Genomic DNA, 20,673 nt, shown 5'->3' on the forward strand with positions numbered 1-20,673 from the left:
TAACCGATGCTATTCAACCAAGCCTCACGCCTGGCCAAGATCACCAGCCCTCTCGGGCCGGATGTGCTGCTGCTCAATGAAATGGGCGGCGGCGAAGAGCTGGGCCGCCTGTTCAACTATGAACTGCAACTGACGTCCCTGGACGCCAACATCGACCTCAACCAGTTGCTCGGCAAGCCCATGAGCGTGGGCGTGCAACTGGCGGACGGCGGCGAGCGGCACTTCCACGGCATCGTCGCGCGCTGCAGCCAGAACATAGACCAGGGCCAGTTCGCCAGTTACCAGGTGACGCTGCGCCCGTGGTTCTGGCTGCTGACGCGCACCTCGGACTGCCGGATTTTCCAGAACCTGAGCATCCCGCAGATCATCAAGCAGGTGTTCCGCGACCTGGGGTTTTCCGACTTCGAAGACGCCCTGAGCCGGCCGTACCGCGAGTGGGAATACTGCGTGCAGTACCGCGAGACCAGCTTCGATTTCGTCAGCCGCCTGATGGAACAGGAAGGCATCTACTACTTCTTCCGCCACGAGCAGGACCGCCATGTGCTGGTGCTGGCCGACGCCTATGGCGCCCACACCACGGTGCCGGGCTATGCGTCGATCCCGTATTACCCCAAGGACGAGCAGCAGCGCGAACGCGACCACATGCACAACTGGCACCTGGCGCAGGAGGTTCAGCCCGGCTCGCTGGAGCTCAACGACTACGACTTCCAGCGCCCCAGCGCCAGCATCGACGTGCGCTCGGCCATGCCGCGCCCGCATACCGCCGGCGACTACCCGCTGTACGACTACCCCGGCACCTACGTGCAAAGCGCCGACGGCGAACACTACGCGCGCACCCGCATCGAAGCCCTGCAAACCCTGCATGAACAGGTCGAGTTCGCCGGCAATGCCCGTGGCCTGGGTTCCGGCCACCTGTTCAGCCTCACCGGCTTCAGCCGCCAGGACCAGAACCGCGAATACCTGATCGTCGGCTGCCGCTACTACATCGTCCAGGAAAGCCTGGAAAGCGGCGGCGGTTCGGGTTCGGCGCAGTTCGAAAGCAGCCTGACCTGCATCGACGCCCAGCAAAGCTTCCGCCCGCTGGCCACCACCCACCGCCCCATCGTCAAAGGCCCGCAGACGGCATTGGTGGTTGGCCCCAAAGGCGAGGAAATCTGGACCGACCAGTACGGCCGCGTGAAGGTGCACTTCTACTGGGACCGCCACGACCAATCCAACGAAAACAGCTCGTGCTGGATCCGCGTGTCGCAGTCCTGGGCCGGCAAGAACTGGGGCTCGATGCAGATTCCACGGATCGGCCAGGAAGTGATTGTCAGTTTTCTGGAAGGTGATCCGGACCGCCCGATCATCACCGGGCGGGTGTACAACGCCGAGCAGACGGTGCCCTACGACCTGCCGGAGAACGCGACCCAGAGCGGCATGAAGAGTCGCTCGAGCAAGGGCGGCACGCCGGCCAATTTCAATGAAATCCGCATGGAGGACAAGAAGGGGTTGGAGCAGTTGTATATCCATGCAGAGCGTAACCAGGACATTGTTGTCGAGGTGGACGAGAGTCATTCCGTCGGGCACGACCGCAATAAAAGTATCGGCCATAACGAGACGGTGACCATCGGCAACAACCGCCTGCGCATCGTCAAGCAGGAAGACATCCTCTCGGTGGGCCAGAGAAAGACCGACAGCATCAGCCAGAGCTACGTCATCGAAGTGGGCGAAAACCTGCGCCTGGTCTGCGGTGAAAGCATCCTGGAGCTCAACGCCAGTGGGCAGATCAACCTGACCGGCGTGCAAATCAGCTTCTACGCCAGCGGCGATGCCGAGTTCAATACCGGCGGCGTGCTGCACCTGAACAACGGCGGCGGCCCTGGCGCCACGCCCGACGGCCAGGGCCAGAAAGGCGCCATCGACGCCAATATCAAAGCCGCCTTCCCCGCGCCTAAAAGCTCCTGACGAGACCCGTTTGCCATGACGTACCGAATCAACGAATTCCAGTTTCAATTGCCCGCCAGTGAGTTGCAGGACGCGACGATCAATATCCTCAAATTCCCGGAGTTGGGCACATCCCTGATCGTCAGCCGCAGCCTGTTGGCCGACGGCGAAACCCTGCACAGCAACTTCAACGACCAGCTCCAGCGCCTGGAAAAACAGGTGCAGGATTTGCGCTATCAACCGGGTGTGGACGTGCGTTTGGGCGCCGCGCAGGAGGTGGAAGGCATCGAGCTGCGCAGCCAATTCAACAAGGGCAATGACAAGGTGTTCCAGTACCAGCTGGCCTTGGTGATACCGGGCACGCGCAAGATGCTCGCGTTGAGTTATGTGAAGGCGGACACGCTGGGGGATGCCGAGGCGGCGCACTGGGCCTTGATCAAAAACTCGCTGTCGTTCGACGCTATTTCCTGATGAGTTGCTTGTATGTCTGACGCGTTATGGGCGGCCCGGATGGGCGATGCGCTGACCCACACCTCCATGATGGCCGACATTCTTGGCGGTGTGCTGGAGGTGGCGGCCAATATTGCGATCACCGCCGTGGCGACTGCGGCGGTGGTTGCCGCCACCGGGATTACGGTGGCCACCGGCGGGCTCGGCTGTTTCCTGCTGGGCGCCGTGGTAGGCACGATTGTCGGCCTGGCCATGAGCAAGACCGGGGCGGACAAAGGCTTATCGAATTTATGCGAGAGCTTCAGCAACGCCCTGTTCCCGCCTACGGTACAGGCGAACATTCTCACCGGTTCCACCAATACCCTCACCAACAGTATTCCGGCCGCTCGCGCCGCCGGGGCGATCAGTTCTCACGTCGCACCCGCCGGCACTGAGCTGGAAGAACCCGCGCCCGAGCCGGAAGCCAGCTACCTGGACATGGCCGAGAGTTTCTTCTCGCAGATGTGGCGCCCCACGGTTGCCACACCTGCGCCCGGCGCCGAACCCAAGCCGCTGGATTTGGTCACGTGCATGAAGCATCCGCCGATGCCGCCGCAGTTTCTGGCCGAGGGTTCGGAAAAAGTCACCATCAATGGCCAGCCGGCAGTGCGCAGCGGTGACCGCAGCACCTGCGATGCAACGGTGGTGTCGTCGGGGCTGATTTCCTCCAACGTGACCATTGGCGGCGGTTCGGTGGTGGTGCGCGAGATCCGCAGCGGCAAGACGCCGGGCGTCGGGCTGGCGGTGACAGCGTTGTTGATGCTCAAGGGCGGCAAGGGCAAGTTCTTCAGCAAGCTGCCGTGCATGTTGATCGGCGGCGCGACCTCGATGGCCGTGAGCAGCGCGATGGGGGCTATGGCCAATGCGGCCATGGGCTCGTCGAACCCGGTGCATGCGGCCACCGGCGCCAAGGTGCTGGGCGGCGATGATGAGCTGGATTTCGTACTGCCCGGCATCCTGCCGATTGATTGGCAACGCTTCTACAACAGCCGCGACGAACGCTCGGGCAGCCTGTTCGGCGCAGGCTGGAGCCTGCCGTATGAAGTGTGCGTCGACATCCAGCCTCACCCCGACGGCGGCGAAACGCTGGTCTACACCGATGAACAGGGCCGGCCTATCGACATGGGCAGTATTCCCCTGGGCGGCGCGGTGTTCAGCGCCGGTGAAGGGCTGGCCGTGCGCCGACACCTCAATGGGCAGTTGCTGATCGAAAGCGATGACGGGCTGTATCGCTTATTTGAGCCTTCCGCCAACCCGGCGTTGCTGCGCCTCAGCCAGCTCGGCGACCGCAACGACAACCGCATCCATGTTGATTACGACGAAGCCGGGCGGCTGATCCGGCTGCGCGATACGTTCGACCTGGTGCAAGTGGAGTTGATCCGCGATCAAGGCCACGTGGTGCGGCTCGAACGACTGTACCCCGATCAGCGTCGCGAAGTACTCGTAAGCTATGGCTACGACGCTATCGGCAACCTGGCTGAGGTCCGCGATGCCACTGGCCAGGTACAGCGACGCTTCAGCTATGATGCCGGCCAGCGCATGGTCGAGCACCAGTTGCCGACCGGTCTGCGCTGTTTCTACGAATGGGCCTTGGTTGAAGACGTGGAATGGCGCGTGGTCCGGCACTGGACCGACGAAGGCGACGCCTACCAGTTCGACTATGACTTGCAGGCCGGTATCACGCGGATTACCGACGGCTTGCAACGCGTCAGTACTCGCCACTGGAACACCCAGCACCAGATCGTTCGCTACTGCGACAACCTCGGGCAAACCTGGCTGTTCGAGTGGAACGACGAGCGCCAATTGCTCAGCGCCACCGATCCACTGGGCGGGCGCTATACGTACAGCTACGACGACGCCGGCAACCTGATCGGCGAGACCGACCCGCTGGGCCGCAGTGACTCGACCTTGTGGCTTGAGCATTGGGCACTGCCGCTGGTGGAGACCGACGCCGCCGACAATAGCTGGGCGTATCGCTACGATCAGCGCGGCAACTGCATCGCCGAAACCGACCCGCTGGGCTACGTCACCCGCTACCGTTATGACGATCACGGCCAGGTCGTGGAGATCATCGACGCCACCGGCAAAAGCAAGAAGCTGCGCTGGAATCCGTTTGGGCAGTTGGTCGAGCATATCGATTGTTCGGGTTACCCGACGCGTTTCAGTTACGACGAGCGCGGTTATTTGCAGGTCATTACCGACCCGCTAGGGGAACGAACAACCTTCACATACGACACGACGGGCAGGATGCTCAGCCAGCAGTTGCCAGATGGTCGCATCGAGTATTTTCAACGCAACGCCTGCGGACAATTGACGGTCCATACCGACCCGTCAGGCCACTCGACTCATTATCAGTACAACCCTCGCGGGCGCATTCGCCAGCGCACGGATGCGCACGGCCGCAAAGTGCAATTCAGCTATGACAGCTACGCACGGCTGCAAGCACTGACCAATGAGAATGGCGAATGTTATCGTTTCACGTGGAATGCCAATGATCGCCTGGTCGAGCAGCGCGACCTAGATGGCAGCGCCCATCACTATGACTACGATGCATTGAACAGCATCACCAGCGTCACTGCTTTACCAGCTCACGACAGCAATGCGCCAGGTATCCCTGAACAGCCTATTGTTCACTATTTGGAGCGTGATGCTGCCGGGCGCCTGGTTGTCAAAATCACCGACGATGGCCGCACGGATTATTTATACGACCTCCTGGATCAATTGATCGCAATCACATTCAAGGACGCCCAGGGCAACGAACAAAAATTGAGTTATCGCTATGACGCCCTCGGCCAGCCACTTGAAGAGCAAAGCTCGGCCGGCAGTTTGAAACATCGCTATGACGAATTGGGCAATCTGACCCAGACCCAATTACCCGATGGTCGCTGGATCAACCGTCTGTACTACGGCAGCGGTCATTTGCACCAGATCAACCTCGATGGCCAAGTCATCAGTGACTTCGAGCGTGACCGCCTGCATCGTGAAGTACTTCGCACACAAGGTCAGATCAGCACCCGCACTGAATATGATCGAGGCGGGCGGTTGCGCGCTCGTGTACGGTATCCAAGTACCCTGCCGCGACCACTGACGGGAATGAGCCCGACATACTTCGACTTTGATCCCAGCGACAACCTGATCGCCCGCCACGAACAAAAAGCAGGAATTGCACACCAACAGTCGTTTCACTACGACGCCACTGATCGCATCATTGCCAGCCAGAATCCAATACATGGGACGCAGGAAAGCTTTGCTTATGACGCAGCGGCCAACCTTCTGGATGGTCCCCTGCCGGGTGTAGGCCTGGTGGTACATAACAAATTAATGACCTACCAAGACAAGCGTTACCGGTATGACAGTTTCGGTCGGCTGGTTGAAAAACGTAGTGCTCGTCGCGCCGTTCAACTATTCAAGTACGACGCTGAAAGCAGAGTGGTCGAAATACGAAATCAGCACGCCGCCAATGAAACCGTCATCACAATGACCTACGACCCTTTAGGTCGTCGGATTACAAAAACCGAACAAAACAGCAACGGTAATACGCTTGGTACCACTCGTTTTGTCTGGGACGGGTTGCAACTGATACAAGAGCATCGTAATAACCAGACCAGCCTTTATCTTTATGAAGATGGGAGCTATGAAGCGCTGGCACGTGTTGATGGCCTGGGCCCACTGCAAAGAATCAGGTACTACCACAACGACCCTAACGGACTGCCGCACGAATTGACGGACCACGATGGGCACCGTGTATGGCAGGCCAGTTATTACGCTTGGGGTAATACCGCCGAGGAAACCAGAGAATCTTCTTACATCGAAGAGCAGAACTTGAGGTTTCAGGGGCAATACTTGGACCGGGAAACCGGTTTGCACTACAACACGTTCAGGTTTTACGACCCCGATATAGGTCGGTTTATCACACCGGACCCCATAGGACTCGCCGGTGGCTTGAACCTCTATCAGTACGGGCCTAATCCGATGGGCTGGTGTGATGCGTGGGGGCTGGCAGGCAGTCCAACCACAGCGACTCATATCACCTACCTGGGCGTCGACAAAGCGACCGGCAAACCTTATGTGGGTTATGCCAGCATGCAAGGCAAGCAGGTAGGTTCAGACGTGTTGAACTATCGCTACGGGTCAAATTTCGATCGCTTTGGCGGCCAGGCACCTCAAGTCCTGCATACCGCCTATGGACAGGATGGCAAGGACACCACACGAGGGCTGGAACAACGAGTGTATGAAGGTTTGGGAGGAAAAGATGGAACCGCCAACGCACAAAATCCGGTCGGCAAAGGAAATGGCCGAAGGAAAGAATACCTAGCTGCGGCGGATAAACATTTGTCTCAGACTGACTCAGGCAAAGCACTGGATAAACGCATAAAAGCCGCGAATAAAACCAAGGGCAAAGCCCCTGCCAAAGTCGCCGGCAAAAGCAGGGGTGCGCGAGCAGGCCGCTGCTCGTGAATATCATCAATGACTATTGAAAATGGAGTGAGCCCATGGCCAAGCGCATCCTCTGGAAGGAAGGCGATCTAGTCAGCCTCAAATTGCGAGATGACTTATACACCGTAGGCCAGATGATCAAAAACTCCGTCATGCGCTTCTACGATGTGAGAAGTGTGGACGGCGCCTGGACCGAGCTTGCGCTGGACAACAGTATGATCCTGTTCAGTGGTTTTGTCGGCAAGGTGGTGACCCAGAGATTGGCAACGGAAAAACTAATTTCCGTCACACCATTTAGCCTTTCGGATCATGAGCGTTATTGGCTCAGGCCCCACGTCAGCTTTGAGGGCGGCTTTCCGTTTCGAGATGCTGATCTTGTTGACCTCGGCATCGGCTGCGATGCTGACTACAGCCTGGTACCTGCACTAAAGGAAGATCTGCAACTTTCTGACAGTCGCGACATTATCGAAAAGTATGAGTTGACCAACATGTGGGGAGACGAGGACCTCACCGACAGACTGTGTCGCTACTTCGATACCGGTGTTAACCGGGATGATTTGAAATTTGAAGTCTTTCCGGGACTCTGGAACGATCGTGAAAGCCTCAGGCCTTTGACCCGACGACTGCCTTTGCCGTTGAGATAAACAAGCAGTGTTTAGGTGATTTGAAGCATTAAAAAATGGGCACCCAACCCAGTCGGCGTGCCCATTCTTCTTACCGCCCCGCCTCCCTTCGAGACGGTACCGCAATTACGGGTTGACGCTGTCTTTGAGCGACTTGCCCGGCTTGAACGCAACGGTGTTGCTCGCCTTGATCTTCACAGGCTCACCGGTTTGCGGGTTTTTGCCGGTGCGGGCGCCACGGTGGCGTTGCAGGAAGGTGCCGAAGCCCACCAGGGTGACGCTGTCCTTGCGGTGCAGGGCGCCGGTGATTTCTTCGAGAACGGCGTTGAGGACGCGGTTGGCCTGTTCTTTGGTGAGATCCGCTTTTTCAGCGATGGCGGCTGCGAGTTCTGGTTTACGCATATGTGAAGCCTCTTTGACGGTTTTTTGTTGTTATGTCCGTGCTGCTCGTCTGTGGAGCAGCGCCCAAAGCGCCGCAGGCTCTACTCTGCGGCAGACGGGAGTGAGGATGGCATGCCCTCGCACGCTCCGCCAGTCTCGCGGCGACCTTTCTCGGGGGAAAAACGTGCTTATTCCGACAGAACGACCGGTATTTACGCCAGCAACGGCGGAAGTTCTTTGTTGAGGGCAAGTTTTTCCATCACGGCGTTGCCGGTCAGCGCGTAACCCAGCAGACGACCGTTGGCGTCGCGGCACAGGGCCTTGATGTCGGCGCCCTGGCCTTCGACGCTCCACACCCCTTCGGTGCCCCGTGGCGGCGGAGAGACCACCAGCGGGCAGACCGGGGTTTTCACGGTGACCGGCATCGGACCGTAGCTGACGGCCGTGGCGTTACCGGCCAGGGTCTGGGCCAGGGCACGGGCGCAGCTCATCAGCGGCATGACGTACAGCAGGTTGAGGCCATCAACCTCGGCGCAGTCGCCCAGGGCGTAGATATTGGCGTGGGAGGTCTTGAGGTGGCGATCCACCATGATCCCACGGTTGGTCTGCAGGCCGGCGGCGGCGGCCAGGTCGACACGCGGACGCAGGCCGATGGCCGAGACCACCAGATCGCAGTGCACCACTTCACCGTCCGACAGGTGTGCTTCCAGGCCGTCAGCGGTGCGTTGCAGGCGGTTGAGCACCGGGCCCAGGTGGAAACGCGCCCCCAGTCCTTCCAGGCCGGCCTGTACCGCTGCGGCCGCTGCTGGGTGCAGCAGGGTCGGCATGACTTGCTCGCACGGCGCCACCAGGTCGATTTCATAACCGCCGAGGATCAGGTCGTTGGCGAATTCACAGCCGATCAGGCCGGCGCCGAGCAGCAGCACGCGGCGCTTGCCGGCCGCGGCGGCGCGAAAGCGGGCGTAATCTTCGAGGTCATTGATCGGGAAAACCAGCTCAGCGGCGTCGCCTTCAACCGGTACCCGCACGGTCTCCGCGCCCCAGGCCAGGACCAGATCACGATAGACCACCGCTTCTTCACCGATCCACAGGCGCTTGTGGCCGGGGTCGATGCCGCTGACACGGGTGTGGGTGCGCACTTCGGCCTTGAGTTGCTCGGCCATGGCGCCGGGTTCGGCCATGCTCAGGCCATCGGCTTCCTTGTTCTTGCCAAAGCCGGTGGAGAGCATGGGCTTGGAGTAGGAGCGCCCGTCATCCGCGGTGATCAGCAGCAATGGGGTCTCGCTGTCGAGCTTGCGAAACTCCCGGGCCACGTTGTAACCGGCCAGCCCTGTGCCGATGATCACGACAGGTGCGTTCATTCCTTTCTCCTTGTAGTACGGTTCTGAAACTGAAAATTAGCCGATTTCGATCATTTCGAAATCCATTTTGCCGACGCCGCAGTCCGGGCACAGCCAGTCTTCCGGTACGTCCTGCCACAGGGTGCCCGGAGCGATACCATCATCCGGCCAGCCGTCTTTTTCGTCATAGATCAGGCCGCAGACTACACATTGCCACTTCTTCATTTACTTGCTTCCTCAGGGTCCAGGCAGGTTGGCCGGCGGTCGATGGATCCAGCGTTGCCGCGCGGCTCAGGGCGTTTTGTACTGATCGGGGCCGACAGATGCAAGCTTGATCGACGCAAGGCGCCGGGCCGGCCCGGCAAAAGATCAGGACGCCATGGTAAGCTCGCCGCCTCTTTTGCTGCCAATACTGACGCACCGTGCCGCACTCAATCGCCCTTCCCGATGCTTGCCAATGGTTGACCCAGAGCCTCCTGAGCCCTGCGCCCGCGCCCTTGACCCTGAACTGGCTGTTCGACGAAGGCTCGCTGACCCGCCGGTTGACGTGGCTGTCCCACGATGGCTTCAGCGTGACGCCGCTGTTCGAAGGCTGGCAGCCGCTACGCGATGATGAATGCGCGGCGCTGCGCATGCCACCGGCCAGTATCGGTTGGGTGCGCGAGGTGTATTTGCGCGGGCATGGCCAACCGTGGGTGTTTGCCCGCAGTGTGGCGGCGCGCAGTGCATTGCAGGGCGACGGCTTGCATATGGATGAATTGGGCAGCCGTTCCTTGGGCGAATTGCTGTTTTGCGATCGCGCGTTCACCCGCCAGGCCATCGAGGTGTGCCATTACCCTCGCCAATGGCTGCCCACCACGGACCAGGCCGACGGGCTGTGGGCGCGCCGCTCACGCTTCGATCGCGGGCCGCTGAGCGTGCTGGTGGCGGAAGTCTTCCTGCCGGCTTTCTGGCACGCGCTGCATGACCATCCGGAGAACTGCTGATGTATCAACGTCTGCTCAAATCCTTGAACCGCCTGCACCCCAGGGCCTGGGATTTCATTCAGTTGACCCGCATGGACAAGCCCATCGGCATCTACCTGCTGCTGTGGCCGACGCTGTGGGCGCTGTGGATCGCCGGCAAGGGCTCGCCGTCCCTGGCCAATATCGTGATTTTTGTGCTGGGCGTTACGCTGACTCGCGCTGCCGGTTGCGTCATCAATGACTGGGCGGACCGCAAGGTCGACGGCCATGTGAAGCGCACCGCGCAACGCCCGCTGGCCAGCGGCAGGATCCGTTCGAAAGAGGCCTTGGTGTTCTTTGCGGTACTGATGCTGATCAGCTTCCTGCTGGTACTGCTGACCAACGCCACCACCATCTGGTTATCGCTGGGCGGCCTGGCACTGGCGGTCAGCTACCCGTTCATGAAGCGCTACACCTATTACCCCCAGGTGGTGTTGGGCGCGGCGTTTTCCTGGGGCATGCCGATGGCGTTCACCGCCGAAACCGGCCACCTGCCCGCTACCGCCTGGCTGCTCTATATAGCCAACCTGTTGTGGACAGTGGCCTACGACACCTATTACGCGATGACCGACCGCGACGACGACTTGAAGATCGGCGTCAAATCCACTGCCATTCTGTTCGGCGATGCCGACCGGGTGATCATCCTGACCCTGCAAGGCCTGGCGCTGCTGTGCCTGTTGCTGGCCGGTGCACGGTTTGAGCTGGGGAGTTGGTTCCACCTGGGGCTGCTGGCGGCGGCAGGCTGCTTTGCCTGGGAGTTCTGGTACACCCGCGACCGGGACCGGATGAAATGCTTCAAGGCGTTTTTGCACAACCACTGGGCCGGGTTGGCGATTTTTGTCGGGATTGTGGCGGATTACGCGTTTCGCTGAGGTTTTTGCAGTGCCTGGTCGGGCCTCATCGGGGGCAAGCCTCCTCCCACATTTGAATGTGTTCACACATCAAAAGGTGGGAGGGGGCTTGCCCCCGATGGTTTCAGCAGCGCCGCGAAATCAGGGCTTGATCACATGCCATGCCCCACCCTTGCCATCACCGCTCTTGTCACCGGCCTTGTGGTCATCCTTGTAGGTGTAGACAGGTTTGCCCTTGTAGGCCCATTGACTGGTCTGGTCATCACGGGTGATCACGGTCCAATCGCCCATTGATTTGTCGGTAGACTCTGCTTTCAGCGGCGGCCAGTTGGTCGCGCACTGGTCCTTGCACACTGACTTGCCATCGGCGTCCTTGTCGAAGGTGTAAAGGGTCTTCCCACTGTGATCCACTAACAGACCGTTCTGGGTCATCGCCGGCTCCGCCGCGAATGCCAGTGTCGGGAGCGTCAACGCCGCCGTGACCAGCAGGGCCTTCCAAGAAAAAGTACTGTGAGTCATCGGAACCTTCCTTTTGTGGTTGTCAGGATTCGGACCCAAAGCGTAGTCCAGAGTGCCCCGAATTGCCCAAGCGACTAAATTACTGTCACACGACTGCAATAATTCCGTTATCTAATGCGGCGCAAGACAGTTAAATGACAAGAGGATTTTCGAGCATGGTTGGCAGGAGCATTCTGATTGTTGACGACGAAGCGCCCATCCGCGAGATGATCGCCGTTGCGTTGGAAATGGCCGGCTATGACTGCCTGGAGGCGGAGAACTCCCAGCAGGCCCATGCCATTATCGTCGACCGCAAGCCGGACCTGATCCTGCTGGACTGGATGCTGCCCGGCACCTCCGGCATCGAACTGGCCCGCCGCCTCAAGCGCGATGAGCTGACCGGGGATATCCCGATCATCATGCTCACCGCTAAGGGCGAAGAAGACAATAAGATCCAGGGCCTGGAAGTCGGCGCCGATGACTACATCACCAAGCCGTTTTCCCCACGGGAACTGGTAGCGCGCCTGAAAGCCGTGCTGCGCCGTGCCGGCCCGACCGATGGCGAAGCACCTATCGAAGTCGGTGGCCTGCTGCTGGACCCGATCAGCCACCGCGTAACCATCGACGGCAAGCCGGCCGAGATGGGCCCGACCGAATACCGCCTGCTGCAGTTCTTCATGACCCACCAGGAGCGTGCCTATACCCGTGGCCAGTTGCTGGACCAGGTGTGGGGCGGCAACGTGTATGTCGAGGAGCGCACCGTCGACGTGCATATCCGTCGCCTGCGCAAAGCCTTGGGCGATGCCTACGAGAATCTGGTACAAACCGTGCGCGGCACTGGCTACCGGTTCTCCACCAAGGGCTGAGCCAGCCACTTTCCTTCCTTAACAGCTGACAAGGACGCATGTTTAAGTGAACCAGAACTGGCATGGCACCCTGATCCGCCACATGCTCCTGTTGATCACCGCCTGCCTGTTGGTGGGCCTGGTCAGCGGCTATTACGGCTGGAGCCTGGCCATCGGTATCGGCCTGTACCTGGGCTGGACCCTCAAGCAATTGCTGCGCCTGCATGAATGGCTGCGCCAGCACAAACCCGACGAAGCACCGCCCGATGGCTACGGCCTGTGGGGTGAGGTGTTCGACAGCATCTACCACCTGCAACGCCGCGACCAACGGGTACGCGGGCGCCTGCAAGCCGTGATCGACCGGGTGCAGGAGTCCACCGCTGCGCTCAAGGACGCGGTGATCATGCTCGACAGCGACGGCAACCTGGAGTGGTGGAACCGCGCCGCCGAGACCCTGCTGGGCCTCAAGACGCCCCAGGACAGCGGCCAGCCGGTAACCAACCTGGTGCGTCACCCGCGCTTCAAGGAATACTTCGAGCAGGACAACTACGAAGAAGCCCTGGAAATCCCCTCGCCCACCAACGACCGTGTGCGTATCCAGTTGTACCTGACCCGCTACGGCAACAACGAACACCTGATGCTGGTGCGCGACGTAACCCGCATCCATCAACTGGAGCAGATGCGCAAAGACTTCGTTGCCAACGTCTCCCACGAACTGCGCACGCCCTTGACGGTGATCTGCGGCTACCTGGAGACGCTGCTGGACAACGTCGAGGAGATCAACCCGCGCTGGAGCCGTGCCCTGCAGCAAATGCAGCAGCAGGGTTCACGCATGCAGACCCTGCTCAACGACTTGCTGTTGCTGGCCAAGCTCGAGGCCACGGATTATCCGTCGGACAACCAACCGGTAGCCGTCCAGAGCCTGTTGCAGACCATCAAGAATGACGCCAAGGCCCTGTCGGGCGAGCGCGGGCAGCAGATCAGCCTGGATGCCGACCCGCAGGTGTTGCTCAAAGGCAGCGAGGGCGAATTGCGCAGCGCGTTCTCCAACCTGGTGTTCAACGCGGTGAAGTACACCCAGGACAAGGGCACTATCCGCATTCGCTGGTGGGCCGACGAGCAAGGCGCACACCTGAGCGTGCAGGACTCTGGCATCGGCATCGACGCCAAGCATCTGCCGCGCCTGACCGAGCGTTTCTACCGCGTCGATTCCAGCCGCAACTCCAACACCGGCGGCACCGGGCTGGGCCTGGCCATTGTCAAGCATGTGCTGCTGCGCCACCGTGCACGCCTGGAAATCAGCAGCGTGCTGGGACATGGCAGTACATTCACCTGCCATTTTCCACCCGCGCAGATGACCCGTTCGCGGCTCGTCGGAAATGACGAATAACTCAAACACAGCACAAAACTAAATGTGGGAGGGGGCTTGCTCCCGATGGCGGTGCATCAGTATCAGATATGCTGACTGACACACTGCTCTCGGGAGCAAGGCCCCTCCCACAATTGGAATTGTGCTGTTTCGAATAAGGCATTCCAGGCCCCACCCGGCAGCAACCACTAGGCAAGCGCCCCGTCAGCCGCTACATTGGCCGACTTGCGCCTGCCTTTCAGGCCCTTCTGTCACCCCCTTATTGAACACACGGAACCTGCAAAACCCAATCATGGACCCTTCCCCTGGTATCACCCTCGCCACACTCTTCGCCGATTTCGGCATGATTCTTTTTGCTCTAATCCTGGTACTGCTCAACGGTTTTTTCGTTGCGGCGGAATTTGCCATGGTCAAGCTGCGCTCGACCCGGGTCGAGGCCATCGCCCACACCAACGGCTGGCGCGGGCAGATCCTGCGTACCGTGCACAGCCAGCTCGACGCCTACCTGTCGGCCTGCCAGCTGGGTATCACCCTGGCCTCCCTGGGCCTGGGCTGGGTCGGTGAGCCGGCGTTCGCGCACATCCTCGAACCGCTGCTGGGCGCCGCAGGCGTCGAATCGCCGGAAGTGATCAAGGGCGTGTCGTTCTTTGCCGCGTTCTTCGTGATTTCCTACCTGCACATCGTGGTCGGTGAACTGGCGCCCAAGTCCTGGGCCATTCGCAAGCCCGAACTGCTGTCACTGTGGACGGCGGTGCCGCTGTACCTGTTCTACTGGGCCATGTACCCGGCGATCTACCTGCTCAACGCCAGCGCCAACGCGATCCTGCGCATCGCCGGCCAAGGCGAGCCCGGCCCGCACCACGAGCACCATTACAGCCGCGAAGAGCTCAAGCTGATCCTGCACTCCAGCCGTGGCCAGGACCCGAGCGACCAAGGCATGCGCGTACTGGCCTCGGCCGTGGAGATGGGCGAGCTGGAAGTGGTGGATTGGGCCAACTCCCGTGAAGACCTGGTGACCCTGGACTTCAACGCCCCGCTCAAGGAAATCCTCGCGCTGTTCCGTCGCCATAAATTCAGCCGCTATCCGGTGTATGACGCGGTGCGCAACGAGTTCGTCGGGCTTTTGCACATCAAGGACCTGCTGCTGGAACTGGCGGCCCTGGACCACATCCCCGAATCGTTCAACCTGGCCGAGCTGACCCGCCCGCTGGAACGTGTGTCGCGGCACATGCCGTTGTCGCAGTTGCTGGAGCAGTTCCGCAAAGGCGGCGCGCACTTTGCCCTGGTGGAAGAAGCCGACGGCAAGATCATCGGCTACCTGACCATGGAAGACGTGCTGGAAGTGCTGGTGGGCGATATCCAGGACGAACACCGCAAGGCCGAGCGCGGCATCCTCGCCTACCAGCCTGGCAAATTGCTGGTACGGGGCGATACGCCGCTGTTCAAGGTGGAACGCCTGCTGGGCGTCGACCTGGACCACATCGAGGCCGAAACCCTGGCAGGGCTGATCTACGACACCCTCAAGCGCGTGCCGGAAGAGGAAGAAGTGCTGGAGGTTGAAGGCTTGCGGATCATCATCAAGAAGATGAAAGGGCCGAAGATCGTGCTGGCCAAGGTCCTGCTGCTGGATTGACCCTCAATTGCCCAATGCAAAATTGGGCAATGTCCCGACCGGCTGGTTGAATTCGTAAGGAATCGACACCAGCCCGGCCGCGGTACTCTGTTGCACCACAAAGTGCAGGTGCGGCCCGCTGCTGTTGCCGGTATTGCCCGACAACCCCAGCGCGCTGCCCACCGCCACACGCTGCCCCGGCCTGACACTCACCGAGCCTTGCTTGAGGTGCAGGTACACACCCTGGGTGCCGTCATCGTGCTGCACGCGCACGAAATTGCCTGACGCATCGTTGCCGCGTCCGATCTGGCTATTCTCGATTTTCACCACCACACCGCTGCGTGCCGCGATGATCGGCGTGCCTTCGGGCATGGCGATGTCCATGGCGTAGCGGCTTTTGGCGTCGGTGTGGCTGAAGCTGCCGTTGGGACCTTGGGTCAGGCGGAACGGACCGCCACGCCAGGGCAAGGGGTAACGGTAGGCTTGTTGCGGGTAAACGGGTTTTGGCCTGTAGAGTACCGGCGGCTGTACGCGCTCGACCCTACGTTCCTGGATCACGAACGCCTGGGCGCCGAGGGTTTGCCGATCGCTGAAAAACACCATGCCGTTGGCATCGGTGGATTTGTACAGGGTCATGGCCTGGGTCGAATTGGCGACCAAGGCCAACATGCAGGACAGCAAAAGGCGAAGGAGCATGGCGCGAACCTGCCGGAGTGAATGAACAGCAAGCTAGCAAGGGATCATGACAATCCCAGGGCACGCCCCTTCGGACTGAAAGTCAGGCCCCCGGCACAAAATGCTTCTGCGCCGTACCGCGCGCAATCAGGCGGGAGATGTAGTCGAGCTTCTGCGCATCCTGGTCGATAAAGCGGAAGGTCAGTTGCAGCCAGTCACTGTCCGGCTTGGGTTCGAAGGCGACGATGGCGTGCAGGTAGCCGTTGAGACGCGCCACCTCGGCGTTGTCGCCCTGTTCCAGGTCGAGCACGGCACTTTCCAGTACCTGAGGCAGGACCTCACCGCGACGCACCACCAGCAGCGCCTCCTTGATGCTCAGCGCCTTGATCACGCATTGCTGGGTGCCGCTGGACAGGCGCAACTGGCCCTGGCCACGGCCGCCAGTGGGTGCAGCGCCTGGCGCTTGGACCGGCGGGGCGTTGTTAAGCAGGCCTTTGCTTGGCGCAGACGCAGCCGCCGCAACGGGGGCTGCACGTACGGCTTCAGGCTTGCCACCGGTCAGGGCACTCAGGGAATCATTGCCGAAGGCCGAGTTCATCTTGGTCGGCGCGCTGGCGACCAGGGCGTCGAGGCGACCGACCTTGTGCAGGGCTTGCTTGACCTTGTTCAGCAGTTGCTCGTTGGTGAACGGTTTGCTGACGTAACCGGAAACCCCGGCCTGGATCGCCTGGACCACGTTCTCTTTGTCGCCACGGCTGGTCACCATCACAAACGGCATGGCCTTGAGGTGCGGTTGCTCACGGCACCAGGTCAACAGCTCCAGGCCGGACATCTCCGGCATTTCCCAGTCGCACAGCACCAGGTCGAAGCTCTCGCGCATCAGGATGGTCTGGGCCTTCTTGCCGTTTACCGCATCTTCAAGCTTGATCCCGGGGAAGTAGTTGCGCAGGCACTTCTTCACCAGGTCGCGGATAAACGAGGCGTCATCCACCACCAATACACTGACTTTACTCATCGACCCTTCATCCTATAAAAACTTCGGCACGCAAAACGCCTGACTAATGGCATTTTGCCAAAACTCTGTAGTCACGTTCGGACTTTCTTTTACCCGATTCGCAAAAAATTCAGGCGCCACAAACGAAAACGCCCGACCAGAGGCCGGGCGTTAATTTCTCGGGCAACCTTACTTATCGTCAGGTTCGCCCGGAACATTAGGGATTTGATCGGCTGAACCCTCAACTTCGGCCTTCATGCGCTTGAGACCCATGTGCCGTACGTCGGTACCGCGCACCAGATAGATCACCAGTTCCGAGATATTGCGCGCGTGATCACCGATCCGCTCCAGGGAGCGCAACACCCAGATGATGCTCAAGACCCGCGAGATAGAGCGCGGGTCTTCCATCATGTAGGTGGCCAGCTCACGCAGGGCGGTCTTGTATTCTCGGTCGATGACCTTGTCGTACTGCGCTACCGACAATGCCAGCTCGGCGTCAAAGCGCGCAAAGGCATCCAGGGCATCCCGTACCATGTTGCGCACCTGGTCGCCGATATGACGCACTTCGACATAACCGCGCGGCGCTTCACCCTCTTCGCACAGCTGGATGGCACGGCGGGCAATCTTGGTGGCTTCGTCGCCGATCCGCTCGAGGTCGATCACCGACTTGGAAATGCTGATGATCAGGCGCAGGTCGGATGCTGCCGGCTGGCGACGGGCGAGAATGCGCAGGCATTCTTCGTCGATGTTGCGTTCCATCTGGTTGATCTGGTCGTCGATCTCGCGCACTTGCTGGGCCAGGCCCGAGTCGGCCTCGATCAGCGCAGTAACGGCATCGTTGACTTGCTTCTCCACCAGCCCGCCCATCGCCAGGAGGTGGCTGCGCACTTCCTCGAGCTCGGCGTTGAACTGCGCGGAGATGTGGTGGGTAAGGCCTTCTTTGCTAATCATGTTGGCGTCCTTGGAGCGTCCGGTAAGGTGCGGAGAACCGCAGCGTCAGTGCAATCAGAACCACAGCTTCCTAGCCGTAGCGACCGGTGATGTAGTCTTCGGTCTGCTTCTTCGCCGGATTGGTGAACAGGGTGTCGGTATCGCCGAACTCCACCAGCTTGCCCATGTACATGAACGCGGTGTAGTCGGAAACCCGCGCCGCCTGTTGCATGTTGTGGGTCACGATAACGATGGTGAATTTGGACTTGAGCTCGTAGATCAGTTCTTCGACTTTCAGCGTCGAGATCGGGTCGAGTGCCGAGCACGGTTCGTCGAGCAGCAGCACTTCCGGCTCCACGGCGATGGTGCGCGCGATCACCAGACGTTGCTGCTGGCCGCCGGACAGGCCGAGTGCCGATTCGTGCAGGCGGTCCTTGACCTCGTCCCACAGCGCCGCGCCTTTAAGGGCCCACTCAACGGCTTCGTCGAGGATGCGCTTCTTGTTGATGCCCTGGATGCGCAGGCCGTAGACCACGTTTTCGTAGATGGTCTTGGGGAACGGGTTAGGCTTCTGGAACACCATGCCCACACGGCGACGCAGTTCGGCCACGTCTTCGCCCTTGCGGTAGATGTTGGTGCCGTAGAGGTTGATGGCCCCGTCCACGCGGCAACCGTCCACCAGGTCGTTCATGCGGTTGAAGGTACGCAGCAGCGTGGACTTGCCGCAGCCCGACGGGCCGATAAAGGCGGTCACGCGCTGCTTGGGGATGTTCATGCTGACGTCGAACAGTGCCTGCTTGTCACCGTAATACAGGCTCAGGCCCGGTACTTCGATGGCCACGGTTTCCTGGGCCAGGCTCAGGCTCTGTTTGTCGCGACCCAGGGCAGACATGTTGATGCCGTGGGAATGGGTGTCGTGTTGCATGGTCTCACTCCGTTCGTAGCTGCACGCTTTTAGCTGCAAGCTGCAAGATTTGAGCAAAAGCGGCTTGTAGCTTGCCGCTTGTGGCGAATAGCTTTAGCTGTCCAGCGCCTTGTACTTCTCGCGCAGGTGGTTACGAATCCACACCGCCGACAGGTTGAGCGTGGCGATCACCAGCACCAGCAGCAAGGCGGTGGCGTACACCAGCGGCCGTGCAGCCTCAACGTTAGGGCTCTGAAAGCCGACGTCATAGATATGGAAGCCCAGGTGCATGATCTTCTGGTCCAGGTGCAGGTACGGGTAGTTGCCGTCCAGCGGCAGCGACGGGGCGAGTTTCACCACGCCGACCAGCATCAGCGGCGCCACTTCACCGGCGGCGCGGGCCACGGCGAGGATCATGCCGGTCATCATCGCCGGGCTGGCCATCGGCAGCACGATCTTCCACAGCGTTTCCGCCTTGGTCGCGCCCAGCGCCAGGGAGCCTTCACGCACCGTACGCGGAATCCGTGCCAGGCCTTCTTCGGTGGCCACGATCACCACCGGTACCGCCAGCAGCGCCAGGGTCAGCGAGGCCCAGAGCAGGCCCGGTGTACCGAAGGTCGGTGCCGGCAGCGCTTCGGCGAAGAACAGACGGTCGACCGAGCCACCCAATACATACACGAAGAAACCCAGGCCGAACACGCCGTAGACGATGGCCGGTACACCCGCCAGGTTGTTCACGGCGATGCGGATGATGCGCGTCAGGGTGTTCTGCTTGGCGTATTCACGCAGGTACACCGCCGCCAGCACGCCGAACGGGGTTACGATCATCGCCATGATCAGGGTCATCATCACGGTGCCGAAGATCGCCGGGAAGATCCCGCCTTCGGTGTTGGCCTCCCGCGGGTCATCACTGAGGAATTCCCACACCTTGCTGACGTAGAAACCGATCTTGGTCACGGTCCCCATGGCGTTCGGCTGGTAGGCGTGCACCACCTTGCCGATGCCGATTTCAATTTCCTTGCCGTTGCCATCGCGAGCGGTCAAGGCATCGCGATTGAATTGGGCGTGCAGGTCGGCCAGGCGCGCTTCGATGTCCTGGTAGCGCGCGTTCAGCTCGGCACGATCGGCCTCCATGTCGGCCTGGGCGGCAGCGTCGAGCTTGCCTTCCAGTTCCAGTTTGCGGCCATGCAGGCGGATGCGCTCGAGGCCGGCGTTGATCGCGCCGATGTCGGACTTCTCCAGGGTCTTGAGCTGGGCCGCCAGCTTGTTCACACGGTCCACGCGGGCTTGCAGCTCCGGCCACGCGGCCTCGCCTTCAGCGATGACCTTGCCATCCTGCTTGACGTTGACCAGGGTGCCGTAGAAGTTGCCCCACTCACGACGTTCGATGGTCATCAGGTTCTTCGGCGTGCTCTGGTCCTTCAACCATTCGCCGACAATCCAGGTGAAGTCGTTGCCGTTCAGATCGCGGTTGCCGACCTTGATCAGCTCGCGGGTCATGAATTCAGGGCCCGCATCGGGCACCGGCAGGCCCGCGCTTTTCAGGCGCTCGCGCGGCACTTCTTCTTTCTGCACCACTTCGCCGATGACGATATGGTTTTCCTGGCCCGGCACGTTGTAGTTGGCCTGGATCAGGTCGGCCGGCCAGAAGTGGCCCAGGCCACGCACGGCAATCACGGCCAACAAACCAATGGTCATGATGACCGCGATGGACACCGCGCCACCGCTGATCCAGACGCCCGGAGCGCCGCTCTTGAACCATCCATTCAGGGAGTTCTGTTTCACAGACTTCTAC

The 20,673-nt window shown here is 60.6% G+C and carries 18 protein-coding genes; 9 read left to right on the top strand and 9 right to left on the bottom strand.

Translation table 11 applies throughout. From position 1 onward, the window contains the following. The first annotated feature begins 6 nt into the window (after positions 1-6). The 4 genes from PspCFBP13509_RS06800 to PspCFBP13509_RS06815 are packed head-to-tail and all read left to right on the top strand — an operon-like array spanning position 7 to position 7,496. Positions 7-1,947 (top strand): type VI secretion system Vgr family protein, encoded by a 1,941-nt coding sequence (locus PspCFBP13509_RS06800; protein ID WP_065946492.1) that lies wholly within the window; start codon positions 7-9, stop codon positions 1,945-1,947. 15 nt (positions 1,948-1,962) lie between these two features. Beyond that, positions 1,963-2,397, top strand: a complete 435-nt coding sequence (locus tag PspCFBP13509_RS06805) for a DcrB-related protein (protein ID WP_065946491.1) — start codon at positions 1,963-1,965, stop codon at positions 2,395-2,397. 12 nt (positions 2,398-2,409) lie between these two features. Next, positions 2,410-6,873 carry an RHS repeat-associated core domain-containing protein gene (locus PspCFBP13509_RS06810; RefSeq protein WP_137211725.1) on the top strand — a complete coding sequence of 1,488 codons (4,464 nt, stop codon included), beginning with the start codon at positions 2,410-2,412 and terminating at the stop codon, positions 6,871-6,873. A 35-nt stretch (positions 6,874-6,908) separates the two neighbouring features. Beyond that, positions 6,909-7,496, top strand: coding sequence for a hypothetical protein (locus tag PspCFBP13509_RS06815; protein ID WP_065926740.1), 588 nt, complete (start codon positions 6,909-6,911; stop codon positions 7,494-7,496). A 105-nt stretch (positions 7,497-7,601) separates the two neighbouring features. Here PspCFBP13509_RS06815 and PspCFBP13509_RS06820 read toward each other — a convergent pair whose 3' ends face one another. From PspCFBP13509_RS06820 to PspCFBP13509_RS06830, 3 genes are all read right to left on the bottom strand, one after another. After that, positions 7,602-7,877: an HU family DNA-binding protein gene (locus PspCFBP13509_RS06820; protein ID WP_003213368.1), complete on the bottom strand. Its 276-nt coding sequence runs from the start codon at positions 7,875-7,877 to the stop codon at positions 7,602-7,604. 191 nt (positions 7,878-8,068) lie between these two features. Next, the gene (locus PspCFBP13509_RS06825; protein ID WP_137211726.1) at positions 8,069-9,217 is read right to left on the bottom strand and encodes an NAD(P)/FAD-dependent oxidoreductase; all 1,149 of its coding nucleotides are present in this window, start codon (positions 9,215-9,217) and stop codon (positions 8,069-8,071) included. A 36-nt stretch (positions 9,218-9,253) separates the two neighbouring features. After that, positions 9,254-9,421 carry a rubredoxin gene (locus tag PspCFBP13509_RS06830; RefSeq protein ID WP_003213373.1) on the bottom strand — a complete coding sequence of 56 codons (168 nt, stop codon included), beginning with the start codon at positions 9,419-9,421 and terminating at the stop codon, positions 9,254-9,256. A 197-nt stretch (positions 9,422-9,618) separates the two neighbouring features. On the opposite strand from PspCFBP13509_RS06830, the gene PspCFBP13509_RS06835 reads away from it, so the two are divergent. Both PspCFBP13509_RS06835 and ubiA read left to right on the top strand, forming a co-directional pair. Continuing rightward, complete coding sequence (locus PspCFBP13509_RS06835; RefSeq protein WP_065926742.1) at positions 9,619-10,182, top strand: chorismate--pyruvate lyase family protein; 564 nt, start codon at positions 9,619-9,621, stop codon at positions 10,180-10,182. Continuing rightward, positions 10,182-11,072: a 4-hydroxybenzoate octaprenyltransferase gene (ubiA, locus tag PspCFBP13509_RS06840; RefSeq protein WP_065926743.1), complete on the top strand. Its 891-nt coding sequence runs from the start codon at positions 10,182-10,184 to the stop codon at positions 11,070-11,072. The genes PspCFBP13509_RS06835 and ubiA overlap by 1 nt, the downstream gene beginning before the upstream one ends. Positions 11,073-11,192: 120 nt before the next feature. Here the strand turns inward: ubiA and PspCFBP13509_RS06845 are convergent, their stop codons facing one another. Beyond that, on the bottom strand, positions 11,193-11,570 hold the full coding sequence (locus PspCFBP13509_RS06845) for a COG4315 family predicted lipoprotein (protein WP_027608253.1): 378 nt from the start codon (positions 11,568-11,570) through the stop codon (positions 11,193-11,195). Between the two features lie 155 nt (positions 11,571-11,725). Between PspCFBP13509_RS06845 and phoB the strand changes: the two genes are divergently transcribed. From phoB to PspCFBP13509_RS06860, 3 genes are all read left to right on the top strand, one after another. Then, positions 11,726-12,415: a phosphate regulon transcriptional regulator PhoB gene (gene phoB, locus PspCFBP13509_RS06850; RefSeq protein ID WP_003176964.1), complete on the top strand. Its 690-nt coding sequence runs from the start codon at positions 11,726-11,728 to the stop codon at positions 12,413-12,415. Positions 12,416-12,497: 82 nt separating this feature from the next. Beyond that, complete coding sequence (gene phoR / locus PspCFBP13509_RS06855) at positions 12,498-13,784, top strand: phosphate regulon sensor histidine kinase PhoR (protein ID WP_235865632.1); 1,287 nt, start codon at positions 12,498-12,500, stop codon at positions 13,782-13,784. A 271-nt stretch (positions 13,785-14,055) separates the two neighbouring features. Further along, positions 14,056-15,396, top strand: coding sequence for a hemolysin family protein (locus tag PspCFBP13509_RS06860; protein WP_027608251.1), 1,341 nt, complete (start codon positions 14,056-14,058; stop codon positions 15,394-15,396). Positions 15,397-15,399: 3 nt separating this feature from the next. Here the strand turns inward: PspCFBP13509_RS06860 and PspCFBP13509_RS06865 are convergent, their stop codons facing one another. The 5 genes from PspCFBP13509_RS06865 to pstA all read right to left on the bottom strand — a co-directional run bounded on the left by PspCFBP13509_RS06865 (position 15,400) and on the right by pstA (position 20,663). Further along, positions 15,400-16,071, bottom strand: coding sequence for a peptidoglycan DD-metalloendopeptidase family protein (locus PspCFBP13509_RS06865; protein ID WP_137211727.1), 672 nt, complete (start codon positions 16,069-16,071; stop codon positions 15,400-15,402). An 82-nt stretch (positions 16,072-16,153) separates the two neighbouring features. Then, entirely contained in the window at positions 16,154-17,065 is a 912-nt protein-coding gene (locus tag PspCFBP13509_RS06870) for a response regulator (protein WP_027608249.1), read from the bottom strand. A 168-nt stretch (positions 17,066-17,233) separates the two neighbouring features. After that, entirely contained in the window at positions 17,234-17,995 is a 762-nt protein-coding gene (gene phoU, locus PspCFBP13509_RS06875) for a phosphate signaling complex protein PhoU (RefSeq protein ID WP_027608248.1), read from the bottom strand. 70 nt (positions 17,996-18,065) lie between these two features. Next, positions 18,066-18,899, bottom strand: a complete 834-nt coding sequence (gene pstB, locus PspCFBP13509_RS06880; RefSeq protein WP_027608247.1) for a phosphate ABC transporter ATP-binding protein PstB — start codon at positions 18,897-18,899, stop codon at positions 18,066-18,068. 93 nt (positions 18,900-18,992) lie between these two features. Next, entirely contained in the window at positions 18,993-20,663 is a 1,671-nt protein-coding gene (pstA, locus tag PspCFBP13509_RS06885) for a phosphate ABC transporter permease PstA (RefSeq protein WP_027608246.1), read from the bottom strand. Positions 20,664-20,673 lie beyond the last annotated feature (10 nt).

This window comes from Pseudomonas sp. CFBP13509 (assembly GCF_005233485.1).
In the GTDB taxonomy this organism is placed as follows: Bacteria; Pseudomonadota; Gammaproteobacteria; order Pseudomonadales; family Pseudomonadaceae; genus Aquipseudomonas; species Aquipseudomonas marginalis.